24 protein-coding genes and 1 tRNA gene are annotated in these 25,505 nt (G+C 60.6%); 13 read left to right on the forward strand and 12 right to left on the reverse strand.

The features are described from left to right. The first annotated feature begins 2 nt into the window (after positions 1-2). Positions 3-779: a squalene/phytoene synthase family protein gene (locus ACR0BA_RS02875; RefSeq protein ID WP_480727452.1), complete on the forward strand. Its 777-nt coding sequence runs from the start codon at positions 3-5 to the stop codon at positions 777-779. Here the strand turns inward: ACR0BA_RS02875 and ACR0BA_RS02880 are convergent, their stop codons facing one another. Then, on the reverse strand, positions 780-2,006 hold the full coding sequence (locus tag ACR0BA_RS02880) for an MFS transporter (protein WP_480726359.1): 1,227 nt from the start codon (positions 2,004-2,006) through the stop codon (positions 780-782). Between the two features lie 97 nt (positions 2,007-2,103). Here ACR0BA_RS02880 and ACR0BA_RS02885 point away from each other — a divergent pair, with 97 nt between their 5' ends. Both ACR0BA_RS02885 and ACR0BA_RS02890 read left to right on the forward strand, forming a co-directional pair. Further along, a complete protein-coding gene (locus ACR0BA_RS02885; protein ID WP_480726360.1) occupies positions 2,104-2,736 on the forward strand; it encodes a DNA-3-methyladenine glycosylase family protein in 633 nt (210 codons plus the stop codon). Continuing rightward, on the forward strand, positions 2,733-3,398 hold the full coding sequence (locus tag ACR0BA_RS02890; protein ID WP_480726361.1) for an alpha/beta hydrolase: 666 nt from the start codon (positions 2,733-2,735) through the stop codon (positions 3,396-3,398). Before ACR0BA_RS02885 ends, ACR0BA_RS02890 begins: the two co-directional genes overlap by 4 nt. 10 nt (positions 3,399-3,408) lie before the next feature. Here the strand turns inward: ACR0BA_RS02890 and ACR0BA_RS02895 are convergent, their stop codons facing one another. Both ACR0BA_RS02895 and ACR0BA_RS02900 read right to left on the reverse strand, forming a co-directional pair. Continuing rightward, positions 3,409-3,834 (reverse strand): VOC family protein, encoded by a 426-nt coding sequence (locus ACR0BA_RS02895; RefSeq protein ID WP_170437622.1) that lies wholly within the window; start codon positions 3,832-3,834, stop codon positions 3,409-3,411. Positions 3,835-3,865: 31 nt separating this feature from the next. Continuing rightward, positions 3,866-4,471 carry a pseudouridine synthase gene (locus tag ACR0BA_RS02900; protein WP_480727453.1) on the reverse strand — a complete coding sequence of 202 codons (606 nt, stop codon included), beginning with the start codon at positions 4,469-4,471 and terminating at the stop codon, positions 3,866-3,868. Positions 4,472-4,684: 213 nt separating this feature from the next. Between ACR0BA_RS02900 and ACR0BA_RS02905 the strand changes: the two genes are divergently transcribed. Then, positions 4,685-5,272, forward strand: a complete 588-nt coding sequence (locus ACR0BA_RS02905; protein WP_093962158.1) for an HNH endonuclease — start codon at positions 4,685-4,687, stop codon at positions 5,270-5,272. Positions 5,273-5,274: 2 nt separating this feature from the next. Here ACR0BA_RS02905 and ACR0BA_RS02910 read toward each other — a convergent pair whose 3' ends face one another. Together ACR0BA_RS02910 and ACR0BA_RS02915 are read right to left on the reverse strand one after the other, a co-directional pair. Beyond that, positions 5,275-5,739: a disulfide bond formation protein B gene (locus tag ACR0BA_RS02910; RefSeq protein ID WP_480726363.1), complete on the reverse strand. Its 465-nt coding sequence runs from the start codon at positions 5,737-5,739 to the stop codon at positions 5,275-5,277. Next, positions 5,736-6,314, reverse strand: coding sequence for a YqaA family protein (locus ACR0BA_RS02915; RefSeq protein WP_093962156.1), 579 nt, complete (start codon positions 6,312-6,314; stop codon positions 5,736-5,738). The genes ACR0BA_RS02910 and ACR0BA_RS02915 overlap by 4 nt, the downstream gene beginning before the upstream one ends. A gap of 143 nt (positions 6,315-6,457) precedes the next feature. Between ACR0BA_RS02915 and ACR0BA_RS02920 the strand changes: the two genes are divergently transcribed. The 5 genes from ACR0BA_RS02920 (at position 6,458) to ACR0BA_RS02940 (ending at position 11,010) form a co-directional block, all read left to right on the forward strand. Next, positions 6,458-6,543 (forward strand) — tRNA-Leu (locus ACR0BA_RS02920). A gap of 573 nt (positions 6,544-7,116) precedes the next feature. Continuing rightward, complete coding sequence (locus ACR0BA_RS02925) at positions 7,117-8,535, forward strand: UbiA family prenyltransferase (protein WP_480726365.1); 1,419 nt, start codon at positions 7,117-7,119, stop codon at positions 8,533-8,535. 11 nt (positions 8,536-8,546) lie between these two features. Then, positions 8,547-8,954 carry a GtrA family protein gene (locus ACR0BA_RS02930; protein WP_254437550.1) on the forward strand — a complete coding sequence of 136 codons (408 nt, stop codon included), beginning with the start codon at positions 8,547-8,549 and terminating at the stop codon, positions 8,952-8,954. After that, entirely contained in the window at positions 8,951-10,276 is a 1,326-nt protein-coding gene (locus tag ACR0BA_RS02935; RefSeq protein ID WP_170442794.1) for an FAD-binding oxidoreductase, read from the forward strand. Before ACR0BA_RS02930 ends, ACR0BA_RS02935 begins: the two co-directional genes overlap by 4 nt. Then, complete coding sequence (locus tag ACR0BA_RS02940; protein ID WP_170339020.1) at positions 10,273-11,010, forward strand: SDR family oxidoreductase; 738 nt, start codon at positions 10,273-10,275, stop codon at positions 11,008-11,010. Before ACR0BA_RS02935 ends, ACR0BA_RS02940 begins: the two co-directional genes overlap by 4 nt. Positions 11,011-11,033: 23 nt before the next feature. On the opposite strand, the gene ACR0BA_RS02945 is transcribed toward ACR0BA_RS02940, so the two are convergent. Further along, positions 11,034-12,023, reverse strand: coding sequence for a hypothetical protein (locus ACR0BA_RS02945; RefSeq protein ID WP_217360949.1), 990 nt, complete (start codon positions 12,021-12,023; stop codon positions 11,034-11,036). 474 nt (positions 12,024-12,497) lie between these two features. Between ACR0BA_RS02945 and ACR0BA_RS02950 the strand changes: the two genes are divergently transcribed. From ACR0BA_RS02950 to ACR0BA_RS02960, 3 genes are all read left to right on the forward strand, one after another. Next, positions 12,498-13,466: a TAXI family TRAP transporter solute-binding subunit gene (locus tag ACR0BA_RS02950; RefSeq protein ID WP_170338481.1), complete on the forward strand. Its 969-nt coding sequence runs from the start codon at positions 12,498-12,500 to the stop codon at positions 13,464-13,466. A 111-nt stretch (positions 13,467-13,577) separates the two neighbouring features. Then, the gene (locus tag ACR0BA_RS02955) at positions 13,578-16,187 is read left to right on the forward strand and encodes a TRAP transporter permease (RefSeq protein ID WP_170359133.1); all 2,610 of its coding nucleotides are present in this window, start codon (positions 13,578-13,580) and stop codon (positions 16,185-16,187) included. After that, positions 16,184-16,615, forward strand: a complete 432-nt coding sequence (locus tag ACR0BA_RS02960; RefSeq protein ID WP_170338483.1) for a universal stress protein — start codon at positions 16,184-16,186, stop codon at positions 16,613-16,615. The genes ACR0BA_RS02955 and ACR0BA_RS02960 overlap by 4 nt, the downstream gene beginning before the upstream one ends. Before the next feature lie 6 nt (positions 16,616-16,621). On the opposite strand, the gene ACR0BA_RS02965 is transcribed toward ACR0BA_RS02960, so the two are convergent. The 3 genes from ACR0BA_RS02965 to ACR0BA_RS02975 are packed head-to-tail and all read right to left on the reverse strand — an operon-like array spanning position 16,622 to position 20,704. Further along, positions 16,622-17,656 carry a lipocalin-like domain-containing protein gene (locus ACR0BA_RS02965; protein ID WP_480726367.1) on the reverse strand — a complete coding sequence of 345 codons (1,035 nt, stop codon included), beginning with the start codon at positions 17,654-17,656 and terminating at the stop codon, positions 16,622-16,624. After that, entirely contained in the window at positions 17,646-20,060 is a 2,415-nt protein-coding gene (locus ACR0BA_RS02970; RefSeq protein ID WP_480726369.1) for an ABC transporter permease, read from the reverse strand. The genes ACR0BA_RS02965 and ACR0BA_RS02970 overlap by 11 nt, the downstream gene beginning before the upstream one ends. Beyond that, entirely contained in the window at positions 20,057-20,704 is a 648-nt protein-coding gene (locus ACR0BA_RS02975; protein WP_480726370.1) for an ABC transporter ATP-binding protein, read from the reverse strand. The genes ACR0BA_RS02970 and ACR0BA_RS02975 overlap by 4 nt, the downstream gene beginning before the upstream one ends. Before the next feature lie 171 nt (positions 20,705-20,875). Here ACR0BA_RS02975 and ACR0BA_RS02980 point away from each other — a divergent pair, with 171 nt between their 5' ends. After that, positions 20,876-21,310: an ion channel gene (locus ACR0BA_RS02980; protein ID WP_170338490.1), complete on the forward strand. Its 435-nt coding sequence runs from the start codon at positions 20,876-20,878 to the stop codon at positions 21,308-21,310. Here the strand turns inward: ACR0BA_RS02980 and cls are convergent. The 3 genes from cls to ACR0BA_RS02995 form a co-directional block, all read right to left on the reverse strand. Further along, positions 21,307-22,719: a cardiolipin synthase gene (gene cls, locus ACR0BA_RS02985; RefSeq protein ID WP_170432515.1), complete on the reverse strand. Its 1,413-nt coding sequence runs from the start codon at positions 22,717-22,719 to the stop codon at positions 21,307-21,309. The two genes, ACR0BA_RS02980 and cls, sit on opposite strands and share 4 nt — an antisense overlap. A 23-nt stretch (positions 22,720-22,742) precedes the next feature. After that, entirely contained in the window at positions 22,743-23,717 is a 975-nt protein-coding gene (locus ACR0BA_RS02990) for an HAD family hydrolase (protein WP_480726371.1), read from the reverse strand. Positions 23,718-23,792: 75 nt separating this feature from the next. Next, on the reverse strand, positions 23,793-25,403 hold the full coding sequence (locus ACR0BA_RS02995; protein WP_093962145.1) for an arylsulfatase: 1,611 nt from the start codon (positions 25,401-25,403) through the stop codon (positions 23,793-23,795). Between the last annotated feature and the right edge of the window lie 102 nt (positions 25,404-25,505).

Here is a 25,505-nt window from a genome sequence, read left to right on the forward strand (position 1 = left end):
GCGTGCGCTTCGACGACGACGTCAAGGCCTGCGCGGCGCTGGTCCACCGCGCCGACCCCGATCGGTTCATGGCCGCGATGGCGGCGCCGGTGCCGGCGCGGGCCGTGCTGTTTCCGATCTATGCGATGAATATCGAGGTCGCCCGCGCGCCTTGGGTCACCCAAGAGCCGATGATCGCGGAAATGCGCCTGCAATGGTGGCGCGACGCGCTGCAGGAGATCGCCGAAGGGCCCACCGTGCGGCGGCACGAGGTGGTCACGCCCCTGTCGCGCGTCCTGTCCCCGCATCTGGCGGCGATGCTGGATGAATTCGTGGCCGTAAGGCGTTGGGATATCTACCGGGATCCGTTCGAGGATAAGGAACACTTCGAGGCCTACCTCACCCACAGCGCAGGGTCGCTCATGGTCGCCTCGGCGCAAGCCCTGGGTGCCGCCGACGAAACGGTCCTGCGCGATTTTGGCTATGCGGTCGGTGTGGCGAACTGGTTCCGCGCCATCCCCGAGCTTGAAGCCCGCGGGCGCATTCCCCTGTTGGACGGGACGCCGAACGGTGTGCGCCAGTTGGCCGAGCGCGCGCTGGACAGGATGTCCGCGGCCCGAGCACGGCGGGCCGATGTTTCGGATCAGGCGCGCCCTGCGCTTTTTGTCGGCTGGCAGGCAGACCGCGTCCTGCGTCATGTGCTGGCTGAGCCCGGTCGGGTCGCTGCTGGTGCGCTGAACGTGGGCGAAATCCGACGACGCGTGTCACTGATCTGGACGGCTTCGACCGGTCGGTGGTGATCAGGAGAGTTTGGCCTCGCGGGGTCTGAGCACCAGCCACAGCAGCGCGCCGCCCGCCAAGGTCAGCAGCGGCACCATCGCCAGGTTGACGGCGGTCCATCCCTCGACCGGGGATCCGCCCGAACAGTTCATCAATCCGCCCGAGGCCAACGACGCAATCGTCACGCCTCCGAACACCAGCAGGTCGTTCAGGCCCTGCACTCGGCCGCGTTCATGCACATCGTGCTCGGCCGCCAGCATGCTGGTGGCGCCGATGAAGCCGAAGTTCCAGCCAATGCCAAGCAGCACGAGGGCCAGAAAGAAGTTCCCGATCTCAACGCCTTGCAGGGCCACAACGCCCGCACCGCCCAAAACCGCCAAACCGATTGCGACCATCTTCTCGGCCCCGAACCGGGCGATCAGATGGCCGGTGAAGAAACTGGGAACATACATCGCCAGAACGTGGCTGGTGACCACATCCGCCGCATCACCTTCGGAGAAGCCGCAGCCGACGACCGCCAGCGGTGTCGAGGTCATCACCAGGTTCATCAGCGCGTATGAGACCATAGCACAGATGATGGCCACGGCGATGCGCGGGGTTTTCAGCAGCTCGAGCCGCGACCGGCCTTTGGGTGCATCCTGTGACGGACGGTCGGGGGTCGGAATGTCCAGAAACAGGAACAGGACCGAACCGATGACGTTCACTGCGATCACCGCGAAATAGGTGCCCAAGAACGGAATGACATAGGCCTGCGAGGTCAGTTTGACGATCTGCGGCCCGATGATGGCCGCAGCCAGACCGCCGGCCATGACGTACGAGATCGCCTTGGGCCGGAACGCGTCCGACGCGGTATCGGCGGCGGCAAAGCGATAGAAGCCATGTGCGCTCATGTAGATGCCGGTCAGCAGGCTGCCCAACAGGAACACGGGAAACGACCCCAGGTACAGGCCATAGGCGCCCACGGCGCCGCCCACCGCTCCGGCGGTGGCGCCGACGAGGAACCCAGCGCGGCGGCCCCAGCGCTGCATGATGGCCGAGACCGGCGTGGCCGCCAGCATCGAACCCAGAACGATCAACGAAATCGGCAGCGTGGCCAGGCAAGCGTTGCTGGCCAGCGACTGGCCCGCCAATCCACCGACGATGAAGATCATCGGCATCTGCGCGCCCAGAATCGCCTGCGCCGCCACCAGAACGGCAACGTTGCGCTTGGCGCGGGTATCGTCGGGGGCGGTGCTGGTCATCGTCATGCGCAAATGGGTATCGGCGAACCGACAGACATACAAGCGGGTTGCATATGCGACAAAGCAGCCTAACCTGCGCCCCGAACCGCCACCCGGAGCCGCCATGACCGTTGGTCGAATTATCGAGACACCAGAATGCGTTGCGGAAGGGGCCGAGTGGCTGTCTAACGCCTGTCCGCGCATGGCGCACGCGATCGAACTGACCCGCCCATTGCCCCTGCGCCGCCGGCCTGACGGCTTCGCGCAACTGCTCAGCGCCATCGTCAGCCAGCAGGTCAGCGTGGCCTCGGCCAACGCGATCTGGAGGCGGATGCAGCAGGCGGGCCTGACCGGGCCACGCAAGATCAAATGGGCCACCGACGACGATCTGCGCGCAGTGGGGCTGAGCCGTCAGAAAATCCGGTATGCCCGGGCGCTGGCCGAGGCGCGGATCGACTACAAGAGCCTGCGCGAGGCGCCCGATGACGTGGTCATTGCGACCCTGACACAGGTGCCGGGCATCGGGGTTTGGACGGCCGAGATCTATGCGATGTTCTCGCTGGGGCGGGCGGATGTGATCGCGCCGGGCGATCTGGCCCTGCAGGAGGCCGCACGGATGCTGTACGGCCTGCCGGATCGGCCGACCGACAAGGCGCTGCGGCAGATGGCCGAGGCGTGGTCGCCGTGGCGGTCGGTTGCAGCCCGGGTTCTGTGGGCCTATTACCGCGTGGCCAAGGATAGGGAAGGGATCAGATGACACGGGTTTTGAACGCGCTCCGCAAAGAGCCGGTTTCGGGCGACACGCGCTCGGTCGTGGTGTTCGTGCACGGCTATGGCGCCAACGGGGCCGATCTGCTGGGGCTTGCGGATGTTCTGGGCGAACACCTGCCCGACACGCTGTTCGTGGCCCCCGACGCGCCCGAGCAGATCCCCGGCATGCCCAACGGGTATCAGTGGTTTCCGATCCCGTGGATCGACGGCTCGTCCGAGGAAGGGGCTCGGCGCGGCATGGAAATGGCGGTCGAGGATTTCAACGCCTTTCTCGATGCCCTGATGGTGGACGAGGACGTGCTGCCCGAGCAGGTGGTGCTGTTCGGCTTTTCCCAGGGCAGCATGATGAGCCTGCACGTGGCCCCGCGCCGCGAAGACCCGGTGGCCGGCGTGATCGCGTTTTCGGGCCGCCTGCTGGAGCCGGACCTGCTGGCCGACGAGGTGGTCAGCCGGATGCCTGTACTGCTGGTTCATGGAGATGCCGATGACGTGGTGCCGCCGCAATCGCTGCCCGAGGCCGCCGAGGCCCTGCAGCGCGCAGGCTTCAAGGAGGTCTTTGCTCATGTCATGAAGGGCACCGGCCACGGTATCGCGCCCGACGGGCTGGGCGTCGCCTTGGCCTTCATGCGCGACAAGCTGAGCCTGTGACGCGGCAGGGTCACCCCCACAGGTGACCCTCGGCAAACTCCACCGAATTTCCGGCCGGGTCGCGCACATAGAGCGATCGTGCCCCGTTGGGCCAGTCAAACTCGGCCTCGACCGGGACGTTCCAGTTCAGCAGATGCTTGCGCATCGACGCGATCTGGTCGCGCGTCAGGATCAGGCACACATGCCCCGGACCGCGTGCGCCATGCGGCGGCACCGGCAGGTCAGGGTTGGTCGTGGGCTGTTTCGTCTGGTCCGGGTTGAACAACAGCAACACCGAGGCGCCGACCCGAAAGAACACATGCCGACCTTTGACGCGCTGAATGCGTTCCAAGCCCAGAACCTCGCCATAGAACCGTTCGGCGGCGTCCAGATCATCGACATACAGCGCGGCCTCGAGAATGCCCGAAGGCGACGGGATTCCGGCTGCTACTTTCATGGAGATATGATAGCGGAAATCGCCGAAAAAGTCACCGCCGCGGTCGCCGGTCCCGCTTGCGTTGGGGGGCGGTTTCCAGAACGGGCATCGGCAAGCTGTCCCAGCTGCCGGGTGCGAGATCGTCCAGTGTCCAGTCTCCGATCTGGGCGCGGATCAGGCGCAGGGTGGGGTGGCCCACGGCGGCCGTCATGCGGCGCACCTGCCGGTTGCGCCCCTCGCGCAGGGTCAGTTCCAGCCAGCAATCCGACACCGTCTTGCGTTCGCGGATTGGGGGCGTGCGTGGCCACAGACCCTCGGGTTCGTCGATCAGCCGCGCCTTGGCTGGGCGGGTCATGCCGTCATTCAACTCGATTCCGTCGCGCAGGGCCCGAATGGCAGCCGCATCCGGGATGCCCTCGACCTGGACCCAATAGGTTTTGGGCATTTTGTGCTTGGGATCCGAGATCTGGGATTGCAGCCGCCCATTGTCGGTCAACAGCATCAGCCCCTCACTGTCACGGTCCAGCCGCCCGGCCGGATAGACCCTCGGCAGGTCGATGAAATCCGACAGGGTGCTGCGGGGCGAGTCGGCATTTTGCCGGTCGGTGAACTGCGGCAGCACGTCAAAGGGTTTGTTGAAGCGGATGAACCATGACATGAGCTCCGCCATACTCTCAGTTCCGGACCTGCGCAAGCTGTGGATAACTGTCACGTGATTGTTACGGATTCAGAATAGTCCGTTACCGAGATGTTGTGGAAAAACAGGACTTGTCAGAGTTTTAACACGATATATAGTTAAGTTAAGACCGGGGCGGGTGCTCCCCGCTCTGGTGTCCCATACAGGCAGCCGAGAGCGAGGAGCGATTCAGCCATGGACGGAGATTTCAGGACCGAATTTGTCAGGGAGCCAGGTGCCCTCAAGCACCATCCGGCATTGGTTTTGAACGCCGATTATCGCCCGCTTTCCTACTATCCGCTGTCGCTGTGGCCCTGGCAGGAGGCGATAAAGGCCGCCTGGCTGGACCGGGTCGATATCGTCGCCGAGTATGACGAAGTGGTCCGCAGCCCGAGTACGGTGATCCGAATACCGTCGGTGGTTGTCCTGAAAGACTATGTGAAACCCAGAAAGCGCGTGGCCTTCACGCGCTTTAATTTATTTCTGAGGGATGAGTTCCGCTGCCAGTACTGCGGCAGCCGGGGCGAACTGACTTTCGACCACGTCGTGCCGCGTGCAGCAGGGGGTGTCACCAGTTGGCAGAACGTGGTGGCCGCCTGCAGTCCATGCAATCTGCGCAAGGGGTCGAAATCGCTGCGTCAGGCCGGGATGAGCCTGCGCAAACCGCCTCGGCAGCCTGACGCCAGCATGCTGCAGAATATCGGACGGAAGTTTCCGCCGAACCACCTGCACGAAAGCTGGATTGACTTCCTGTATTGGGACGCAGAACTGGACGCCCAGTAGGTTCAACGCGCGCGCCAAGCGGCCAGCCACACCAGAACCAAACCTGCGGACAGCAGGGCGTTCCACCCAGCCATGGACAACCCGAACATTTCCCACGGGATATCATCGCACCGTACCAACGGGGCGGCCATGATCTGCTCCATCAGTTCCTCGGCGGACAGGCCGCTGATACTGCCCGATGTGCAACTGGACGGACCTTCCCAAAGACCACGCTCGACCCCGGCGTGATAGACGCCGATGCCAGACGTGGCGGCGGCAGCGGCTGCGCCGAGGAGAGGCAGCAGGCGAACGCCCGGAAAAGCAAAGGCCAGCGCGCCGAGCAACACAGCCGCACCATGCGGGTAGCGTTGCCAGATGCACAATTTACACGGGGCCATGCCGCCCAGATACTGGAACCCCCAAGCCGCAAGCAGCAAAGCTGCAGACCCACCCGCAGCCAGCAAAATGAGTGTCCGTTTCCGCGTCATATGTATTTCACCACCAGAAATCCGCCGATCAGAAGAATGATGAACAAGGTGAACATCAACCCAAGCCGTTTTTCGATGAAGTCCCGGATAGGCTCGCCAAAGCCCCAAAGCAACCCGGCGACGATGTAGAACCGCAAAGCGCGGGCGAGAATCGAAGTGGCGATGAACGTCCCCAGCGGCATTCCCGTCCAACCGGACATGATCGTGATGACTTTGTACGGGAAAGGCGTGACACCGGCGGTCAGAACAGCCCAGAACCCGAAATCGTTGAACCGCTGGTTGAATTCCTGCATCGCGTGACCCTTGCCCATCGCTTCGAGGATGGGTTGTCCGATGCTGTCGTAGAAGAACGCGCCGATTGCGTATCCCAAAAGGCCGCCCAGGACCGAGAATACAAGCGCAACGGTGGCAATCAGCCATGCCCGCGATGGGCGCGCCAGAATCATCGGGATCATCAGCACGTCGGGTGGAATCGGAAAGACCGAGCTTTCGATGAATGCCACAAATGCCAACACCCACAGTGCGTGTGGGTGGTCGGCCAGTCGGATCGTCCGATCATAAAGCGATTGCAGCATCAGCGCGTGTTCCCAAGCTTTGTCATGACGAGGCAAACCACGCGTCCGACGGGGCGTCAACCGATCTGTCCCGGGCTGATCGTAGATTGACCGATTTTTGCCTCTGGACCTTCGGCAAGATGGGCGGTAATTCAATGCGCGTGGCCCAAGTGGCGGAATGGTAGACGCAGGGGATTCAAAATCCCCCGCCTTCACGGGCGTGAGAGTTCGAGTCTCTCCTTGGGCACCACCACCGCACCCGTTTTGGTATAGTGTTCAGGGCATTTGCTCTGTCAATTGTGGCGTGTGCGGTTGACTGCGACTCGGGCATCCAGCCTCGAATTGGGCGATGAAACTGTACGCGGACTAGCGGGATCTGGACCGTCTTCGATGCAATATCGGGCGCGGCGGTAGAGTTTCCAGATCGTCAACTATAGCTACAACAAGGGTCGTCTGTGTCTCCGCTGCACGGTGTCTCTGGCAGCGTATCCGCGCGTGTCTGGGCGCTGAAGTGGGCGCATTCCAGAGTGACGTGATCCTTTAAGCTCGCGCAATATGAATACGGCCGCTTTGGGTGCAGAGCCGTCAAACACTTGAAAGAACGCGATTATGGTACAGCGTCACCGGGACAGGCCGTGACGCCATCATTTGGCCATAGAAATTGGTGAAACAAAGAGCCGTGACAGGCACTGACGTGATATCGAAGCAGGCTATGACGAGAAGGGTTGGCTGGCACGGCTGTGCAGTTGCCATGCCTTTTGAGCTTTGCAATAACGGACCTCATAGTTCCCCGTCCCGGGTAATGATTATAGTTGGTTGATTTATGTGCAAAATCCTTGTGGTAGATCTGGATGGCACTCTTTTGAAGAGTGACATGCTGTACGAAAGCTTTTGGTCGGCTTTCGGACGAAACTGGCGTAGCCCGTTTCACTCCGCCGCGGCTCTGTTGGGGGGACGCGCTTCATTGAAACGTTACCTGGCCGAAGAGGCCGAAATTGACGTCACCGCGTTGCCCTATGATCCCAAGGTGCTGGAATATGTCGAGAAATGGCGCGCAGACGGCGGCAAGACCGCCCTTGTGACGGCCTCGGATGAGGGCATCGCCCAAAGCATCGGAGCCCATTTGGGTATTTTTGACGAGGTTTATGGTTCCGACGGGTCGCTGAACCTGAAAGGTGAAAACAAGGCCGAGTTTCTGGACGAACGCTTTGGTCCGGGCGGATACGCCTATATGGGCGATTCCCACGCCGACCTTGCGGTGTGGCGAAGGGCCAATCTGGCGGTTTCCGTGAACGCGGGGCCGGGACTGGCGAAACAAGCGGAAGCGGTCGCACCCAAGGTCGAGCATCTGCACACACACGAAGTGACCGCCAAGGCCTATCTCAAGGCGTTGCGTCCGCATCAATGGATGAAAAACCTTCTGGTCTTTTTGCCGATGCTGGCGGCCCATCAACTGACGGGGCAGGTGTTTTGGTTGTCGTTGCTGGCTTTCATATCGTTCAGCCTGATCGCATCCAGTGTCTATGTCCTGAATGACTTGCTGGACCTTGCAGCAGATCGGGCGCATCCGCGCAAACGCGCGCGGCCGTTTGCTTCGGGCAGCATTCCGATTTCGTCTGGAACGTGGATGGCTGCCGGTCTGCTGATTTCAGGCTCGGTCATTGCAGCCATGGTCGGGCTGGATTTTTTCCTGGTGATGGTGGCGTATTATGCGCTGACGACCGGGTATTCATTGTATCTAAAGCGCCAGTTGGTCATCGACATCTGTGTCTTGGCCGGCCTTTACACGACCCGGATCGTGGCGGGTGGAGCGGCAACAGGGTTGGAGCTTTCAGTCTGGCTCCTTGCATTTTCGATGTTTCTGTTCCTGTCGCTTGCGGCGGTCAAAAGGCAGGCCGAGTTGGTGGACTATGCGGCGCGCGGTAAATTGTCGGCAACCGGGCGCGGCTATCACGTGGATGACCTTCCGATTATCTCCATGATCGCCGTCAGCGCGGGTTATGTCGCCGTTTTGGTGATGGCACTCTACGTCAGCTCGCCGGCGGTGGTGCAGCTCTACTCCTACCCGCAAGCCCTATGGGGCGTGTGTGCGGTCCTGCTGTTCTGGATCACCCGGACCGTCATGATTACGCATCGTGGCAACATGCACGATGATCCCGTGATCTACGCGGCCAAGGACCCTGTCAGCCTGCTTTGCTTTGCCATAATTCTGCTGTTCGTTGTCGCGGGGTCAATGCTGTGACGGTTCAGGGGTTGATTCTGCGCTATTCCGCCTTTGCCATCGTGGCGATGACCTTGAACCTCGCTGCGCAGCGCGCAGTCCTGTCGCTTGGCGAGGGTGGCTGGTACTTCGCGGCTGCAGTGTTTGCGGGTACACTTGTCGGACTTGTGGTCAAATATACCCTCGACAAGCACTGGATTTTCTATGACCGGCAGACGGGACTGAAGGCCCACGGTCAGAAATTTTCGCTGTATACGGCGATGGGTGTGGTCACCACCGCAATTTTTTGGGGCACCGAGACGGCCTTTTGGGTGGTTTGGAAAACCGATCTAATGCGCGAGGTTGGCGCGGTTATCGGGCTGACGGTGGGTTACGTGATCAAGTACCATCTGGATAAGCGCTTCGTATTCAACACCGGCTCGGCGGAGGCGCGGGCATGAGGCTTTCCGGCTGGGGCAGGTACCCCGTTCTTGAGACCAGAGTGATCGCGCCGCGCAGCGTCGAAAGCCTTCGATCGGTCGTGCGGGAGGGACCCGATGTGATCGCGCGCGGCAATGGGCGCGCCTATGGGGACAGCGCAATTGGCCTCACGACAACCGTACACACCCGGCATCTGAACAGGATGGTGTCCTTCGACAACCAGACCGGAGTGCTGGTTGCAGAGGCGGGGGTTCTGCTGGGCGACGTGATCGCAGCGTTTCTGCCTCGGGGTTGGTTTCCGATCGTTACACCGGGCACCAAATTCGTCACGATCGGCGGTGCCATCGCCGCAGATGTTCATGGCAAGAACCACCACCGTGTCGGTAGTTTCCGCCATTGCGTCGAATGGGTTGAGGTCATGGGCGATGACGGGGAGATCACCCGATGCAGCCGCGCGTCGAACAGCGCATTGTTCGATCACACCTTGGGCGGCATGGGCCTTACCGGGATCATCGTGCGGGCGGCGGTTCGGTTGCAGCCGGTCGAGTCAGGTTGGATCAAGCAAAAGACCATAGCCGCACCCAGCCTTCAGGATGCGATGAATGCATTCGAGGCCGCACAGGATGCAACATACTCGGTCGCGTGGATCGACTGCTTGTCCACAGGCCGAAACCTGGGGCGGTCTCTGGTGATGCTGGGAGAACACGCTGCGGTCTCGGACCTGCCGGGGCGGTATGCCCGGCAACCCCTGATCTGCCCGACCAAGCGCAAAAAATCCGTTCCGATGGATCTGCCGTCGTTTGCCTTGAATCGCCATACGGTTCGGGCATTCAACGCCGGTTACTACTGGATGGGAGTTCGAAACGGCGACACCAAGCTGGTGAACTGGGATACGTTCTTTTATCCGCTGGACGCCATATTGGGATGGAACCGTATCTACGGTCGCAGCGGCTTTGCCCAGTTTCAATGCGCGTTGCCTATACATCGTTCACGCGCCGGCCTGACCGAGCTTTTGCAAGCCATCGCTGGCAAGGGCATGGGTTCGTTTTTGTCCGTGCTGAAACGGTTCGGCCCGCAGGACAGTCCGTTTTCCTTCCCCATGGAGGGATACACGCTGGCGCTAGATTTCCCGATTTCCGACAAAACTCTCATTCTCATGGACAAGCTGGATCGGATAACTCTGGAACATGGTGGACGGTTCTACCTGGCCAAAGACAGCAGGATGTCGGCCAATACTTTGAACAGATCAGACGATCGCGTGACCCGATTCCGCGAGGCGCGCAACGTCAATGGTTGGCGGGACCGGTTCCGCTCGGCCCAGTCAGAAAGGCTTGAAATATGACAATGGAACCCGTTCTCGTTCTTGGTGCCCGGTCGGATATCGGCAAGGCCATCGCTCATGAGTTTGCCGAGCGGGGGCACCCGGTCCAGCTGGCCGCCCGGAATGCTGAGACGCTCGAGGCCGACAAGGCCGATATCGAACTGCGCTATGGTATAGGGGCAACCTTGCACGAGTTCGACGTTCTGGAAGCCAACAGCTTCGATGGGTTCATCGATGCGTTGCCTGAATTGCCGGGCATCGTCGTTTGCGTTGTCGGGTACATGGGCGAGCAGGCCGAGAACGAAAGGGACGCCGCCGCGGCTTCTCTGGTGATGCGCAGCAACTTCGAAGGGCCGGCTCAGATCCTCGGAGCCTTTGCCAACCGGTTCGAAGAGCGCGGATCGGGCACGATCGTGGGTGTCAGTTCCGTGGCTGGTGATCGGGGCCGGGCGACCAACTATGTATACGGATCAGCCAAGGCCGGCCTGACCGCATTTCTGTCAGGGTTGCGCAACCGGCTCGCCAAGAAAGGTGTGCATGTCGTGACGGTTCTTCCGGGGTTCGTCGACACGCAGATGACCGAAGGAATGGACTTGCCCGAGCGTCTGACCGCGCAGCCGTCCGAGGTTGCAGCCGCAACGGCCCGGGCGGTCGAGCGCGGTCGGAACGTAATCTACGTCAAGCCGATTTGGCAATTGATCATGGCGATCATCCGAAACATCCCCGAGCCGGTGTTCAAGAAGCTCAGCATCTGACCTCGCGTTGCCGGGTGAACCGGTCACCCATTACCGTCTCTGGGCGTAGTCGCGCGCTGGCTGTCGCTGGCTGCGAGGGCCTGAATGCAGCCCACGACAAAAAACGGCATGAAATACGTGACCAGACGACCGATATTGAACTGTACGTTCAACATGGCGATGAGCGAGAAAAACGCCAGCAGCGCCAAAACGTCCGTCCGGCGCAGGACCTGATTTGCAGCCTGACCGGTTACGGCAATCCACCAGCAGGCGGTCAGAACCAACAACGGCCAGACATTCAGATACAGTCCTTTGACGCTTGTGCTGCCTTTCAGCGTGGACAGCGCGCTGGTGATGAATTGCCCAACCTGTCTCTGATTGTCGTTCACGCCCGGAAACGGAAATGCCGTAATGACAACCAGAAATCCAACGAACAGGCAGAACAGGGCGGCTGTGACTTTGGCCTCGTCGCTGCGCAAGGACATCATTGCCAATGCGCGCAGACCAAAGATCAGCAGCGTCACGATGATGATCTTTTCATTGATGAACGCGCCAAGAAACACGGTAAGAACAAACCACTTCCATTTCTTCTCGGCAGCCAACAAAAGGGCCACCGTCAATGGAAAGACCGATATGCCGTCATTGCCTTCCAGCGCCAGAAACTGCCCCAGAAACAGAACTGACGCGGCGCCGATGAATGCCCATTGCGCAGTGGTTCCAACACGCCGCAGCAAATAGGCGTAAACCAGAAGCGCCGTCAGGACCAGGTAGAAGACGTTGGCGGCACACATCGCGGCCAGAGCCTTGGCGTCGGCAACGCTGTCAGGAAGAAAGACTTCTCCTGACCCGGTAGACAGTGACACGAACGGCAGATTGTAGAACGGCAGCGCAAGTATGACCGAGCCTATGCGGTAAACATGCGGCGAAGGGGGAACGCGGCCACGCTCTTCATCCAGAAGATACAGCAGGTAGTGGGAATAGTCGTCGAAAGAGACGGCGCCGAAGTAAACGACGCGATATGTGTCGAAAAACATCTCTCCGGCGGCGACCGTAAAGACCAGCGCCAGAAACAAATGCCAGCGGAATTCGCTGATTGATGACGATTTGCTTTGCAATGAAGAATAACCAATCACGCTGTGAACTCACACGAACAGGAAAAAAACAAATAACCGATTGTCAGAAAACAAGAAATCTTCGAACTCAGCGACCTGGGAGATCATACTTGACGCGCCGCGGACCGGTCAACACGGTGCGACACCCATAGTTGCGGGGTCAAGCCGGGGAAATTTTCGGGTTCTACGTCATATGTGCGTCCCGGCGCCGGGGTCGGGCGCTTAACGCTTGACAACAGCGGTACGGGCAACAAACCATCGTGACTGTTGGGAGAATTCGGGAAAATTTGAGCTCATCCGTTGCCTGCTCATGCGGATTGTCATAATGGCTCGTCCCCCGGACAAGGGGCCTTTGGCCTGTCTTCCGTCCACAATAAGAATCTTGGGAGTTCCTAAATGATCAAGAAAAGCAAGCTCAGCCTCGGTGCGGTCGTGACCGCTGCCCTCATGGCTCCGGCGGCTTATGCCGAAGAATTCATCACCATCGGCACCGGCGGTGTGACCGGTGTGTACTATCCCACCGGTGGCGCGATCTGCCGCCTCGTGAACAAGGGCCGCAAAGAACATGGCGTGCGTTGCTCGGTCGAATCGACGGGTGGATCGGTCTACAACATCAACACCATTCGCGAAGGCGAGCTGGAATTCGGTGTGGCCCAGTCCGACTGGCAGTACCATGCCTACAACGGCACGTCGAAATTCGAGGAAAACGGCCCGTTCGAAGAGCTGCGCGCCGTATTCTCTGTTCACCCCGAGCCGTTTACCGTGGTGGCCCGTGCCGATTCCGGCATCAAGAACTTCGAAGACCTGAAGGGCAAGCGCGTCAACATCGGCAACCCCGGTTCGGGTCAGCGCGGCACCATGGAAGTTCTGATGGAAGCCTTGGGCTGGACCACGGATGACTTCGAACTGGCAACCGAGCTGAAGGCCGCGGAACAGTCGGCCGCGCTGTGTGACAACCAGATCGATGCGATGGTCTACACCGTCGGCCACCCGTCCGGTTCGATCCAGGAAGCCACCACTGCGTGCGACTCGGTTCTGGTGAACGTCAGCGGCGAAGCCGTTGACAAGCTGGTTGCCGACAACTCGTTCTACCGTACGGCCACCATCCCCGGCGGCATGTATCGCGGTTCGGACGCTGACACCCAGACCTTCGGTGTGGGCGCGACCTTCGTGACTTCGGCAAACGTGTCTGACGATGCGGTGTACGCGGTTGTCAGCTCGGTCTTCGAGAACTTCGACGACTTCAAAAAGCTGCACCCGGCCTTCGCCAACCTCAAGCCTGAGGAAATGATCAAGGACGGTCTGTCGGCTCCGCTGCATCCGGGCGCCGAGAAGTACTACAAAGAGAAAGGCTGGATCCAGTAATCCACCTTCAAGTCCAGAAACGAGGCGCTGTTCGCGCCTCGTTTTCACCGGTGAGAGGCCGGTAATACCAAAACTGCGCCGGAAACCGGCCGTTGGACGGGGAGACATTTGATGAGCGCTGATCAACAGGGCAATCGTCCGTTATCCGAAGAAGAACTACAGGAACTGGTCGCATCCTCGGATGCGGGGGCGCGGGACCCGGCTGGCAATGTCGGCTTGTTCCTGGCGATCGTGGCCGCGATCTGGTCGATCTTTCAAGTCGTTCTGGCGTCACCGATTGCCAACTATGTGCTGCCCGGCAGCGTTGTGAACAACGCGCGTCAGTTTCATTTGGCCTTCGCGATGTTCCTGGCCTTCGCGGCTTATCCAGCGCTTAAATCCAGTCCGCGAAACTACATTCCGATCCAGGATTGGATCATGGGTGTACTGGGGGCCGGTGTCGCCCTTTACGGCTATTTCTTCTATGACAAGATCGTCAATGCGGGCGGTCTGGCGGATGATGTCGACAAGTGGATCGCCCTCGGTGGCTTGATCCTGCTGTTCGAAGCCGCGCGGCGCGCGCTTGGTCCCGCCATGGCGATCATTGCGACGATCTTCCTGGCCTATGTGTTCTTCGGCTCGTCCGAGTGGGTGCCCGAAGTGATCCGCTGGAAAGGCGCCAGCCTGAAAAAGGCGATGAGCCACATGTGGATCACGTCCGAGGGCGTGTTCGGCATCGCCTTGGGTGTTTCGACGAAATTCGTGTTCCTCTTCGTTCTGTTCGGCGCTTTGCTGGATAAGGCCGGGGCAGGGAATTACTTCATCAAGATGGCCTTCGGCGCGCTGGGTCACCTGCGCGGCGGTCCGGCCAAGGCCGCCGTTGTCGGTTCGGCCGCAACCGGCCTGATTTCGGGCTCGTCCATCGCCAACGTCGTCACCACCGGCACCTTCACCATACCGCTGATGAAGCGCGTAGGCTTTACCAGCGAGCAGGCCGGCTCGGTCGAGGTTGCAAGTTCGGTCAACGGCCAGATCATGCCGCCCGTGATGGGCGCCGCCGCCTTCCTGATGGTGGAGTACGTGGGCATCTCGTATGTCGAGGTCATCACCCACGCCTTCCTTCCGGCGGCGATTTCCTACATTGCGCTGGTCTACATCGTCCATCTTGAGGCTGTGAAGCGGAACATGCCCACTCTGGGCGACCGCGACGTGCATCTGGCGCGTACGGTCGTGGGGATGCTGATGTTCTTCCTGGTGTTCGCGGGGCTCTGCTATGGTTCGCAGTTCCCGGTGGATGCTGTCACAAGCTGGGCGCCGTCCAGCGCTGGTCTGATCCTGAGCCTGGCGGTGTGCGCCGTCTATGTTGCTCTGCTGTACCTGGCGGCTCAGGTTCCGGATCTTGAACCCGATGACCCGAACGCGACCGAAGTGAAGCTGCCGGTGATCTCCGAGATCTACAAGGCCGGCCTGCATTATCTGCTGCCGATCATTGTTCTGGTCTACTTCCTGATGATTGAACAGAAGTCGCCGGGTCTGTCGGCCTTCTGGGCAACCGCGCTGCTGTTCGTGATCCTGCTGACGCAGAAACCGCTCAAGGCGATCTTCCGGGGGCAGAGTGATCTGGCAAACTCCTTTGTCGATGGGGTTGCCGATCTGTGGCAGGGCCTGATCGACGGCGCGCGCAACATGATCGGCATTGCGCTGGCCACGGCCACGGCCGGCGTGATCGTCGGTACCGTGACCCTGACCGGTGTGGGGCAGGTGATGGCCGATCTGGTCGAGTTCCTGTCCGGCGGCAATCTGATCCTGATGCTGGTGATGGTCGGGCTGCTCAGCCTGATCCTGGGCATGGGTCTGCCGACCACGGCAAACTATATCGTCGTCAGCTCGCTGATGGCGGGCGTTGTGGTCGAACTGGGCGCGCAAAGCGGCCTGATCGTGCCGCTGATCGCGGTGCACCTGTTCGTGTTCTACTTCGGCATCATGGCCGACGTGACGCCTCCTGTGGGTCTGGCCAGCTTTGCTGCGGCCGCCGTATCGGGCGGTGACGCGATCAAGACCGGCTTCACTGCGTTCTTCTACAGCCTGCGTACCGTGGCGCTGCCTTTCGTGTTCATCTTCAACACCGACCTGCTGCTGATCGATGTCACCTGGGTTGAGGGGATCATAGTGGCCATATTCGCCACGATTGCGATCCTCGTGTTCACGGCCGGAACGATGGGCTACTTCCTGACCCACAGCCGCATCTACGAAAGCGTTGCGCTGATTGCGATCGCCTTCGCGCTGTTCCGGCCGGACTATTTCATGGATCGCATCTCACCCTCGCACCTCGAGGTTGAGCCGGCCGGATTCGTGCAGGCCATTGGTGAGGCTGAACCCGGCACCGACGTGCGGGTGGTGGTCAGTGGTCCGGATTTCGACACCGGCAACATGACCGAGACCACGGTCGTCGTCACGGTGGGGTCCGAACCTGATGGAGCGGCGCGTGTTGATGCCATGGGCTTTTTGCTGATCGAGGAAGATGGCCTGGTGAAAATGGACGAACCTATGTTCGGCTCGCCCATCGCCGATGACCTGGCCAATTTCGACTATTACGCGGACGAGCCGGTGCGTATCGCATCCGCCGATCTTCCGGTCAGCCAGCCGCCAAAACAGTTGATCTATATCCCGGCCATGCTGCTGCTGGGGTTGATCGCCTTCCTGCAACGCGGCCGTGCCGCCAGACAAGAGGTGCCCGCATGACAAAGTCCGTCCTGTGCGCCGTTGATATCAGCAACGGCAATATCGATGCTCCTGTCCTGAAAATTGCCGCGAAACTGGCCGATCTCGACGGGGCGCAGCTGGACGTGGTGACCGTACTGCCGGATTTCGGTGAAAGCTGGGTGTCCGGTTTTTTCCGGCCCGACTTCCACGACAAGGCGCAGCACGAAGCGCATGACAAGCTGGTTGAGTTGTGTGTCGATGCGGTCGGGTCGGAGCGCAACGCCACGATCCGCCATGTCGTTGCAACCGGCACGGCCTATCAGGAGATCCTGAAGACCGCCGAAAGTGCCGGCAGCGATCTGATCGTGATTGGCGCACACAAGCCGGATTTCAAGGATTACCTGTTGGGGCCGAACGCGGCGCGAGTGGTGCGCCACTCGAACGTTTCGGTCTACGTGGTCCGCTAAGTCGCGCTAATACCCGGTCATCTCAAGGTAGCCGCGCCCCTTGTGGCTGCCTGACACAGTGACCGGGCCCTCCCAGTACTGAAAGCGCGTCCCCATCCAGGCTAGGGTGTTCTGAGCCTGAACGCGAATGTCCAGATCCTCGCCCGGGATGATCACGCGCCAATCCGTCGGAACATCGCGGTCCGCGACCCGGCTGGTTTCCAGTGGCGTGAAGGTCACTGACCCGTCCGGCAGGCTGCGGCTGGAACCGTCCGCGTTGATCCAGGTGGCCGAGGTATAGTCCCCACGTCCGCCGCGCAGGCGAAACGCCATCAACTTGTCGCCGTCCTCGAAACTGAGTGAGAACCAGTCCCACCCGGATTGATCGGCGGACAGAGGCTGGGAAGACCACTCTCGGTCCAGCCATCCGTTCCCGGTGACCGCTACATCGCCGTCGGGCAGATGCAGCGTGCCCTGGACGGCGTAGCCCGGCTGCGAATAATAGTAGCTGGCCTGCCCATCAGCGGATTTTACGGAAAAGCCATTCTCACCATGAAAAACCAGCGGCCCCGAGGCAGACAGGTTCAGGTCGTACCCGAAATCGGCTCCGTTTGCAGTCAGGGTCAGGGTCTGGAGCGTTGGTCCTGCCATGCGCCATTCGTCGATCCATGCTTCGAACGGGTCGGCCGTGACACCGGCCTGACCAATTCCACCACGAGACAGGCGCTCGGCAAAAAAGTGGCGTTCCGGAGTTGTCAGCGCGGCATGGCCCATCCAGATCTGTGGGCTTTGCCAGCCGGCGGTTTCAAATGGCTTCAAGGCAGAGCGAAACAGAGTCCACTGTATGCCGTAGTCCCGACCGTCCTCCCCGGTCAGGTTGGCCGTCAGGTACCACCATTCGATCCGATAGGACGGATGCGGGCCGTGGTCGGCGGGGAATTCGAACTGGTACTCTGGTTGTGGTACGTCAAACCCGTCGGCTGAACCGCCCAAACCGGCAAACCCCTGCGCCATTGCCGCAAGGGGCCAGAACAGCGCGCACACGAGTAGTTTAGCGTTCATTGGCAAAGACCCTCAGCAGATCGGCCGGCGGCATCCGCCGAAGCCGCCAGGCAGGCAGCGCCGCGGCAAGGGCGGCGGCCACAAGTGTCCACAGCATGAGCTGCACCCATGACGACGGGAAAAGGTGCATGGGTAGCCGCCATCCAAACGCCTCGACATTGATGACGGCCAGCAGAATCCAAGCCAGTGCCAGACCCAGCGGCAAGGCGAGGCAGGCGGTAAGGAAAGCCAGAACCATGCTCCGCGCCAGTTCCAGTTTGGACAAATGCGACAGCGTCAGCCCCATTGCCCAGACCGGAGCGATCTGAGGCAGCCGCTGGGTCCAGAGCGTAAGCAAGCTGGTCAGAATGGCGAAGCCGGCCACGCCAAGCGTCAGGATGTTCAGCGCGGATGTCACGACAAATGTCTTTTCGAAGATCGCCATGGACTGCGCCTTCAGCGCGGCCTGCCGGATGATCGCGCTGGGATCCAGATCAAACCTGTTCTGCAGATCCGCCGCCAGCTCATCTGCGCGCTCCGGAGCGATGCGAATACCAAACCGTCGGTTTTCGGCATTTGGTGCGATCCTGCCGAACAGGTCCATTGAGACGATCGCTTGCCCGGTCGGATTGCCGTAGTCGGAATAAACGCCAGCGATTGCCAGAGTGTGATCGGCGGTGAGCGCAATCGAATCCCCTGGCCACAGATCAGCACGGCGGGCCAGCTGTTCGTTAATCAGGATGGCGCCGTCGGACAGAACCTTGGTCCATACGTCCGGGGCAGCGGCGACAAGGGGCCAGTTGTCCCGGTAGGTCGCATGATCGACCACTCCGTACAGAAACAGTGGGCCTGTGGGATGATCCAGCTCCACATTCCGTATCGGCAGGACTGCGTCAACGCGCGGGGTCAGCCATGTCTCGATCTCGTGACCTTGATCCGAGTCCTTTGCCGTGATGTAAAGCTCGGCCATCAGGCGCTGGTCCAGCCAGCCGACGAAGGTAAGCCGGAAGCTGGACACCATGGTTCCGACACCGATATTGGCGGCCAGGGCCAGCAGCAGAGCCATCAGCGCAAGCGACAGGCCCGGCAGCTGGGCCTGCATGTCGGCCAGTACCCACTGCCGCACTGGTTCACGGACGCGCCCTGCACACAGGTGCAATATGCTGGAAAGAACCAGAGGCAGCAAAAGGGCGCTGCCGGTCAGAATGCCTGCCATCAGAGCGAAACCAGCGACCAATCCGTCAAAGAGAAGAAAGATCACGACCCCGCCAAGAGCGAGCCCCACACCCGCCAGTCCGGTCACGACGGCTCGTGTGCTGCGGCCACGCCATGCCTGCAAGCCTGGGCCGGACAATATCGGCATTCGGCTCAGACGCCACAGGGCGTATCCGCTGGCCGCTAGGGTTCCTGCGATGGACATACCCAGTCCGGTCAGCACCCAACCGCTCCTCAGTTGCAACTGACCATCCACCGGAGCCCCATAGAGCCCGCGCAGGGTTGCGGCGACATCGGGCAACAACGCTCCGGCCAGGAAAAAACCCAGCAGCAGGCCCATGGATCCACCGATCAAAGCCAGACTTACAAGTTCGGCCAGAATGATGCGGGAAAGCGTCCCCATCGGGACTCCCATCGCACGCAGACTGCGGACCATTCCACGACGCTGCGCAGAGGCCAGCCCAACCGTTCCATGCACGATGAACAGCCCGACGGCGAAGGACAGCAGACCGAAAGCGGAAAGGTTCAGGTGAAAGCTGTCGGTCAGGCGGGCAGTGTCGACGCTGTTTCCGGGGGGCTGCCGGTTCAGCTCTGGCGCAACCTGAGACAGGGGCGCAACTCCGCGAGGCTGATCGGGCAGCATGGCAAGTCGCGAAATCTCACCCGGTTTGTTCAGCAACGTTTCAGCCACGCCGATATCGGTCAGAACCACATTGGGGGGAAGCGCAGTGCTGGCGATCACCGGTGGAAGATCGGGCCGATCCTCCAGAAATGGCACCAAGTCTGGTGGCGCCAGCAGTCGGCCGGGTGCGGTAAGCATGGCCGACGGGTCGGGTTGGTCTTCTTCCTGTTCCAGTTGCGTTACCGCCGGGAGCGGCGGGTAGGAGACAAGGTCCACTCCGGTCAAAAAAACCGATCGGTCCCCGACCCTGTACCGACCTTCCAGAACGGCTGCGACCTGCCATCCGGCGCGACGCAGATTTACGTATGTTTCCAAAGGAATGTGGCCGGATGGATGCCGCAGCATCTCCATCTGCCCAAGCGCCAATTGTTGGTTGGCACGCGCATAGCTGGCCCGGGCTTCGGCATTGATGGCCTGGACCGCCGACCAAAGGCCTGTCGCAAGCGCGATTCCGATCAGCAGCGTGGCCAGTTGGATACGGTGCCAACGCCAATGCGACCAGAGGGCCTGGATCACGGTGCGAGTCATGCGATCCGCCCGTTTGCCAAGTGCGCCGTTCGGTCAAGCCGGGCTGCGATCACGGGCGAATGCGTCACCAACAGCAGGGCTGCCCCGGTATCTGCAACCAAGGACAGCATCAGCTCCAGAACCGCCGCGCTTGCAGTCTCGTCCAGGTTTCCCGTCGGCTCGTCCGCCAGCAACAGTTTGGGCCTGACGGCAAGGGCCCGGCCAATCGCGACCCGCTGTTGCTGGCCGCCCGACAGATGTTCGGGATAGCGTTGGGTCAAATCGGCGAGACCGAGCGTCGCGGTCAGATGCGCGAGCCACTCGGGGTCAACGCGATTTGCCAGCCGGGCATGAAATGACAGGTTCTGCGCAACCGTCAGCGACGGGATCAGATTGAATTGCTGGAACACCAGGGACACGCCTTCGCGCCTTAACAAGGCGCGGCCGCGATCGTCCAGTCGCGACAATGCCGTGCCATCCAGAACAATCTCACCGCTGTCAAAACTGTCCAGCGCGCCGGCAAGGTTCAGCAACGTGCTTTTGCCGCTGCCACTTTCGCCGGTGATGGCAAGCGTCTGACCGCGTTCCAGCGACAACGATACGTCGTTCAGGACAGGCCGCCCGCGCGGGTAGGTTTTGTGGATATTCTGTATTTCCAACAACATGATCAGTCTCACCTAGTGCGCTCTACAATGTGCGGCGCGCCGATCCGCTGTCCAGCCTTCAAAAAGTTTCGGTTCTTTTCGTCGCACGACTGCCCGCCGTCCGGCCTTGTGCCTTGAGGGCAGAGCCGCCATTGTGCAGTTTCAGTTTCCGGGCCGATGCAGGGTATTACCATGACATTGTCGCAGCAGATCCTTTGGGGCAGCTTCTATCTGGGGCTGTGTTTCCTGATCGAGATCGGGCTGCTCACATGGTGCACCATCATGGTGCGCAAGGTGATCGACAGATGGGAAGGGCAGGGAACCTTTCTGCCCACGGCAGGCCCGATCGCCTTGGCGCTGGCCGTCATCGTGGCGACGCATACGATTCAGGTGTGGATCTGGGCGATCGTCTGGGTGATGGGAGATGTCCTGCCGGACTGGAACTCGGCCTTGTATTTTTCGCTCGTGACCTTCACGACGCTGGGCTATGGCGACATTGTATTGGGCGAGGGGTTGCGGATTTTCGGGGCCTTCGCCTCGGTCACCGGATTGTTGGCCTTCGGTCTTTCCACGGCATTCATGGTCGCGCTGATGACGCGCGTGTTCCAGGAACGGTTCCTGACCTAGAGGATCGGCGAGAACAACCGCGCCAAAGGCGCGCCATAGCGGATATGCGGCGGTTGCTGGGCGAGGCTTCTGGTCATTTCGTAGCTGGCTTCGAAATCGGTCTTCAGCATGTCCTCGGTGGCGGCGGCTGCCCGGCTGTCAAAAAACAGCGCCATCGCTTCGAAATTCAGACGGAACGAGCGGTTGTCCAAGTTGGTGGTGCCAACTGCGGCCAACGTATCGTCCACCAGAATGACCTTTTGGTGCATGAACCCGTCGGTGTAGCGGAACACACGTACGCCGGAATCCCGGATTTCATCGAAATAGGCAAAGGCGGCCAACCAGGGCAGGCGGTGGTCGATCATGTCCGGCACCAGAATGCGGACATCGACGCCGCGCAGCGCGGCATGTTCCAGTGCCGTCATCACGTCGATATCCGGCACGAAATAGGGTGATGCGATCCACAGCCGCTCCTGTGCCGCAGCGATCGTGGAAAAGAACATCAACGACCCCGTTTCAGTCGCGTCGCCCGGTCCGGTGGCGACCAGCAGCGCGTTCATGTCCTGATCGGATTCCGATCCGGCCCAGTCCAGCACGTCAATCAGGTCTTCTCCGCGGGCCCAGTGCCAGTCCTCGGTGAAAATCAGCTGCAACTGACGAACGATATGGCCGGTCATCTTGATGTGGGTGTCCCGCCAGCGGCCAAAATACGGATCCTGCCCCAGGTATTCGACGCCCACATTGTGCCCGCCGATAAACCCGGTTTCGCCGTCGATGATCACGGTCTTGCGGTGGTTGCGGTAATTCAGCTGAAACCGGAACTTCGGCCCGCGCTGGTCCCGTGGATCAGCGACATCCACACCGGCCGAGCGCAGCTCCTCCAGGTATGAGGACGGCAGGCCATAGCTGCCCACCGCGTCAGTCATGAACCGGACGCTGACCCCGCGTTTGGCCGCATCGATCAGCCTGTCTTGCAGCTCCAGCCCCAGCGCGTCATCGCGCACGATGTAGAACTGAATGAGGACATAGTTCTTGGCCGCATCGATCGCGCGGAAGATGGATTGGAACGTCGCCTCTCCGTCGATCAATAGTTCGGCCCCGTTGCCGCGGGACAGGGGCAGGTGAGCCAGCGCCTCAAACGGGCGCGGATTGACGGTCAGCGTCGCGGGATCGGGTTTTGAGTGATCGGCAAAGCTGCGGATCCCTTCGACCACGCGCTCGCTTTCCTTGCGGGCGATACGATACCCTTTGAACCGGTGATGTCCCAGAAACAGGTATAGCGGCACCGCCAGAAACGGTGCCGAAAGCAGAAACACCACCCATCCCACGGCGCCCTGCGGGGTGCGCGCCGTCTGAGCGGCCCGTACTGCGAAAAACACCGCGACACAGTAGATGGCAAAGACGGACAGCGAGGCGATGAATGTCCACATTTGTGTGCCGACCTTTCCGCGCTTTAGTTCGAGCCGGTGAAAACCCGAGACCAGTCCTTGGCCATATCCACGATAACCCAGCCCATTTCAGGGCCTTTGTCCAGCCCGTCGACAAGCCGCCCGATGTGGCTGTCGCGATCATAGGCCCATTCCCGTTCGGCATCTGTGTGGTGGATTAGAACGCCCATCCGCAGCCCGTCGCCGGCGGTGGTCCATTCCAGCATGGCAAAATCACCGTCCGAGTTCCCGACCGCCAGGATCGGGCGTTTCCCGATCGTACGCTCGATGTTGATTGGCTTGCCCTCCTTGTCGTCGATGAACGCCAGCGCGGGCGCCTTCATGATCGTGGGCGTGCCGTCGACAAGTTCGTAGGTGCTGTCCGCATAGGTACCCAAGATCTGGTTGGGCGGTATCCCATAGGCGTCCTCGGCGAACACGCGCATGAAATGCAGGCCTCCGCCCGAAACTATGTAGGTTGTGAACCCCTCGTCACGCAGATACCGGAGCAGTTCGACCATGGGCTGATACGTCATCTGGTCATAGGCCAGCCCCGTATCGGGATGGCGTTCCGTCTGGAGCCATTCGGCGACGGAAGCCTGGAAGGCATCGACGCTGAGCCCTGAATGCGTGGCGCTGACGACTTCGATCAAGGCATCTTCACCGCCCTTCAGCACGGTTTCGGCGTCGCCCTTGGCCGCTGCCTCCAAGGTCGGCGTGGTCAGTATCGAGGCGTCGTCCTGCGCCATCTCGGCCAATTCATCCATGGCGTAGATGAACTGGAAATAGACCGGCTGCTCGGCCCAGAGCGTTCCGTCATTGTCAAACACCGCCACCCTGTCTGCAGGGGTGACATAGTCGTCCGAGTTCGGCGTCGTCACCGTATCGACAAAGGCGATGATCCGTTCCTTGGCCGGACTGTCGGTCCAACTGGGCAGAGGGTCCGCCGCAAGGCCCGCAGGCAACGCGAAAATGGCGGCTAAGAAGATCAGGCGGAACATGAAATATCCTTTCGCAACAAAGAAATGAGGGTCGCCGATCAAGCCGGCGACCCTCGAGAGTAGAGCCGACTTTTATCAGTTGTTGGTCGGCGTCAGCATCTTTTCCATCACCTGATCCAGGCTGAAGCTCGCCGCCTTCTGGCGCGGCGGGAACTCCTGGAAGGTTGCGAGGAAATTCGCCACGTATTGCTGCGCGGGAACCAGGAAATACACGCGGTCGATCATCCAGTCGTAGTAGGTGTTGGACGTGCGATATCCGCGCTCATAGGGATCGCGGCGCAGGTTCACGATGATCGGAACGCGCAGTTCGGTCCAAGGCTCCATCCAGGCGCGCAGGGTGGCCCAGGCCTTCTGCTCCAGGAAGATCAGCTTCCAATCTCCGAAGCGCAGCGCTGTCATGTCGCCGTCATCCGAGAAATAGAAGATCTCCTTGCGCGGGCTTTCTGTGGTTTCACCCGTCAAGAGCGGCAGGATGTTGTAGCCGTCCAGATGCACCTTGTAGTCGCGACCCATCCCCGAGGACGAATAGCCTGCCTTCAGCTTGTCCTTGATCTCGGGATCTCCGGCCGCCGCCAGATAGGTCGGAAGCCAGTCCATGTGATGCACGATCTCGTTTGTGACCGAGCCGGGTTCGATCTTGCCGGGCCAACGCACCATCGAGGGCACGCGCCAACCGCCTTCCCAATTGGTGTTCTTTTCGCCCCAGAACGGTGTGGACGCAGCATCAGGCCACGTATTGTAGTGCGGTCCGTTGTCTGTCGAGTAATGGACGATCGTGTTGTCGGCGATGCCCAGCTCGTCCAGCAGATCGAGCAGCTGGCCCACATGCATGTCATGTTCGATCATGCCGGCCGAGTATTCGTCCATCACACGTCCGGTCATGTCATTGGCCTGCTGGCGCATCTCGTCTTTGACATGAGTGCGGAAGTGCATGCGCGTTCCGTTCCACCAGACATAGAAGGGCTGGCCTTGCTCGTGGGCCCGCTTGATGAAGTCGATCGCCGCAGCCACCGTTTCCTCATCCACGGTCTCCATCCGCTTCTTGGTCAGCGGTCCGGTATCTTCGATGGTTCCGTCGGCCTTGGACTTGATGACGCCACGGGGACCAAAGGCTTCGCGGAAAGTCCGGCCATCGGGCAAAACGGTGTCACCCGGATAGTCTTCGTTCTCGGGCTCCTCTTCCGCGTTCAGGTGGTAGAGATTTCCGAAAAACTCGTCAAATCCGTGGTTTGTCGGAAGATGTTCATCCTTGTCACCCAGGTGGTTCTTGCCGAATTGACCGGTGGCATAGCCGTGGTCCTTCAACAGACCGGCAATGGTCGGATCTTCGACCTGCATACCAAGATCCGCGCCCGGCAGGCCGACCTTCGACAGCCCTGTGCGGAACACCGACTGACCCATGATGTAAGACGACCGCCCCGCGGTACAGGACTGCTCACCGTAATAGTCGGTGAAGATCATGCCTTCATTCGCGACCCGGTCGATATTGGGCGTACGGTATCCCATCATGCCTTTGGTGTAGGCCGAGATGTTCGACTGACCGATGTCGTCGCCCCAGATGACCAGAATGTTGGGCTTCTGATCTTGCGCCCAGGCCGGCGCGGCCAGCGCGACAGAAACCGTAGCAACGGCCAATCGTCGCAACCCTCTGCGCCATAGATGTGTTAAATTTCCCTGTGATGACATCTTTTTCTCCTTATGTGATCAGGCAAAAACGGCCTTGCAGGAAAGTCAAAAGGGGAAAATGCGTCCCCCGATCCGTCAATCATTCAACACGCCCTTCCCAAG

The organism is Ruegeria sp. CI5, from assembly GCF_056536885.1.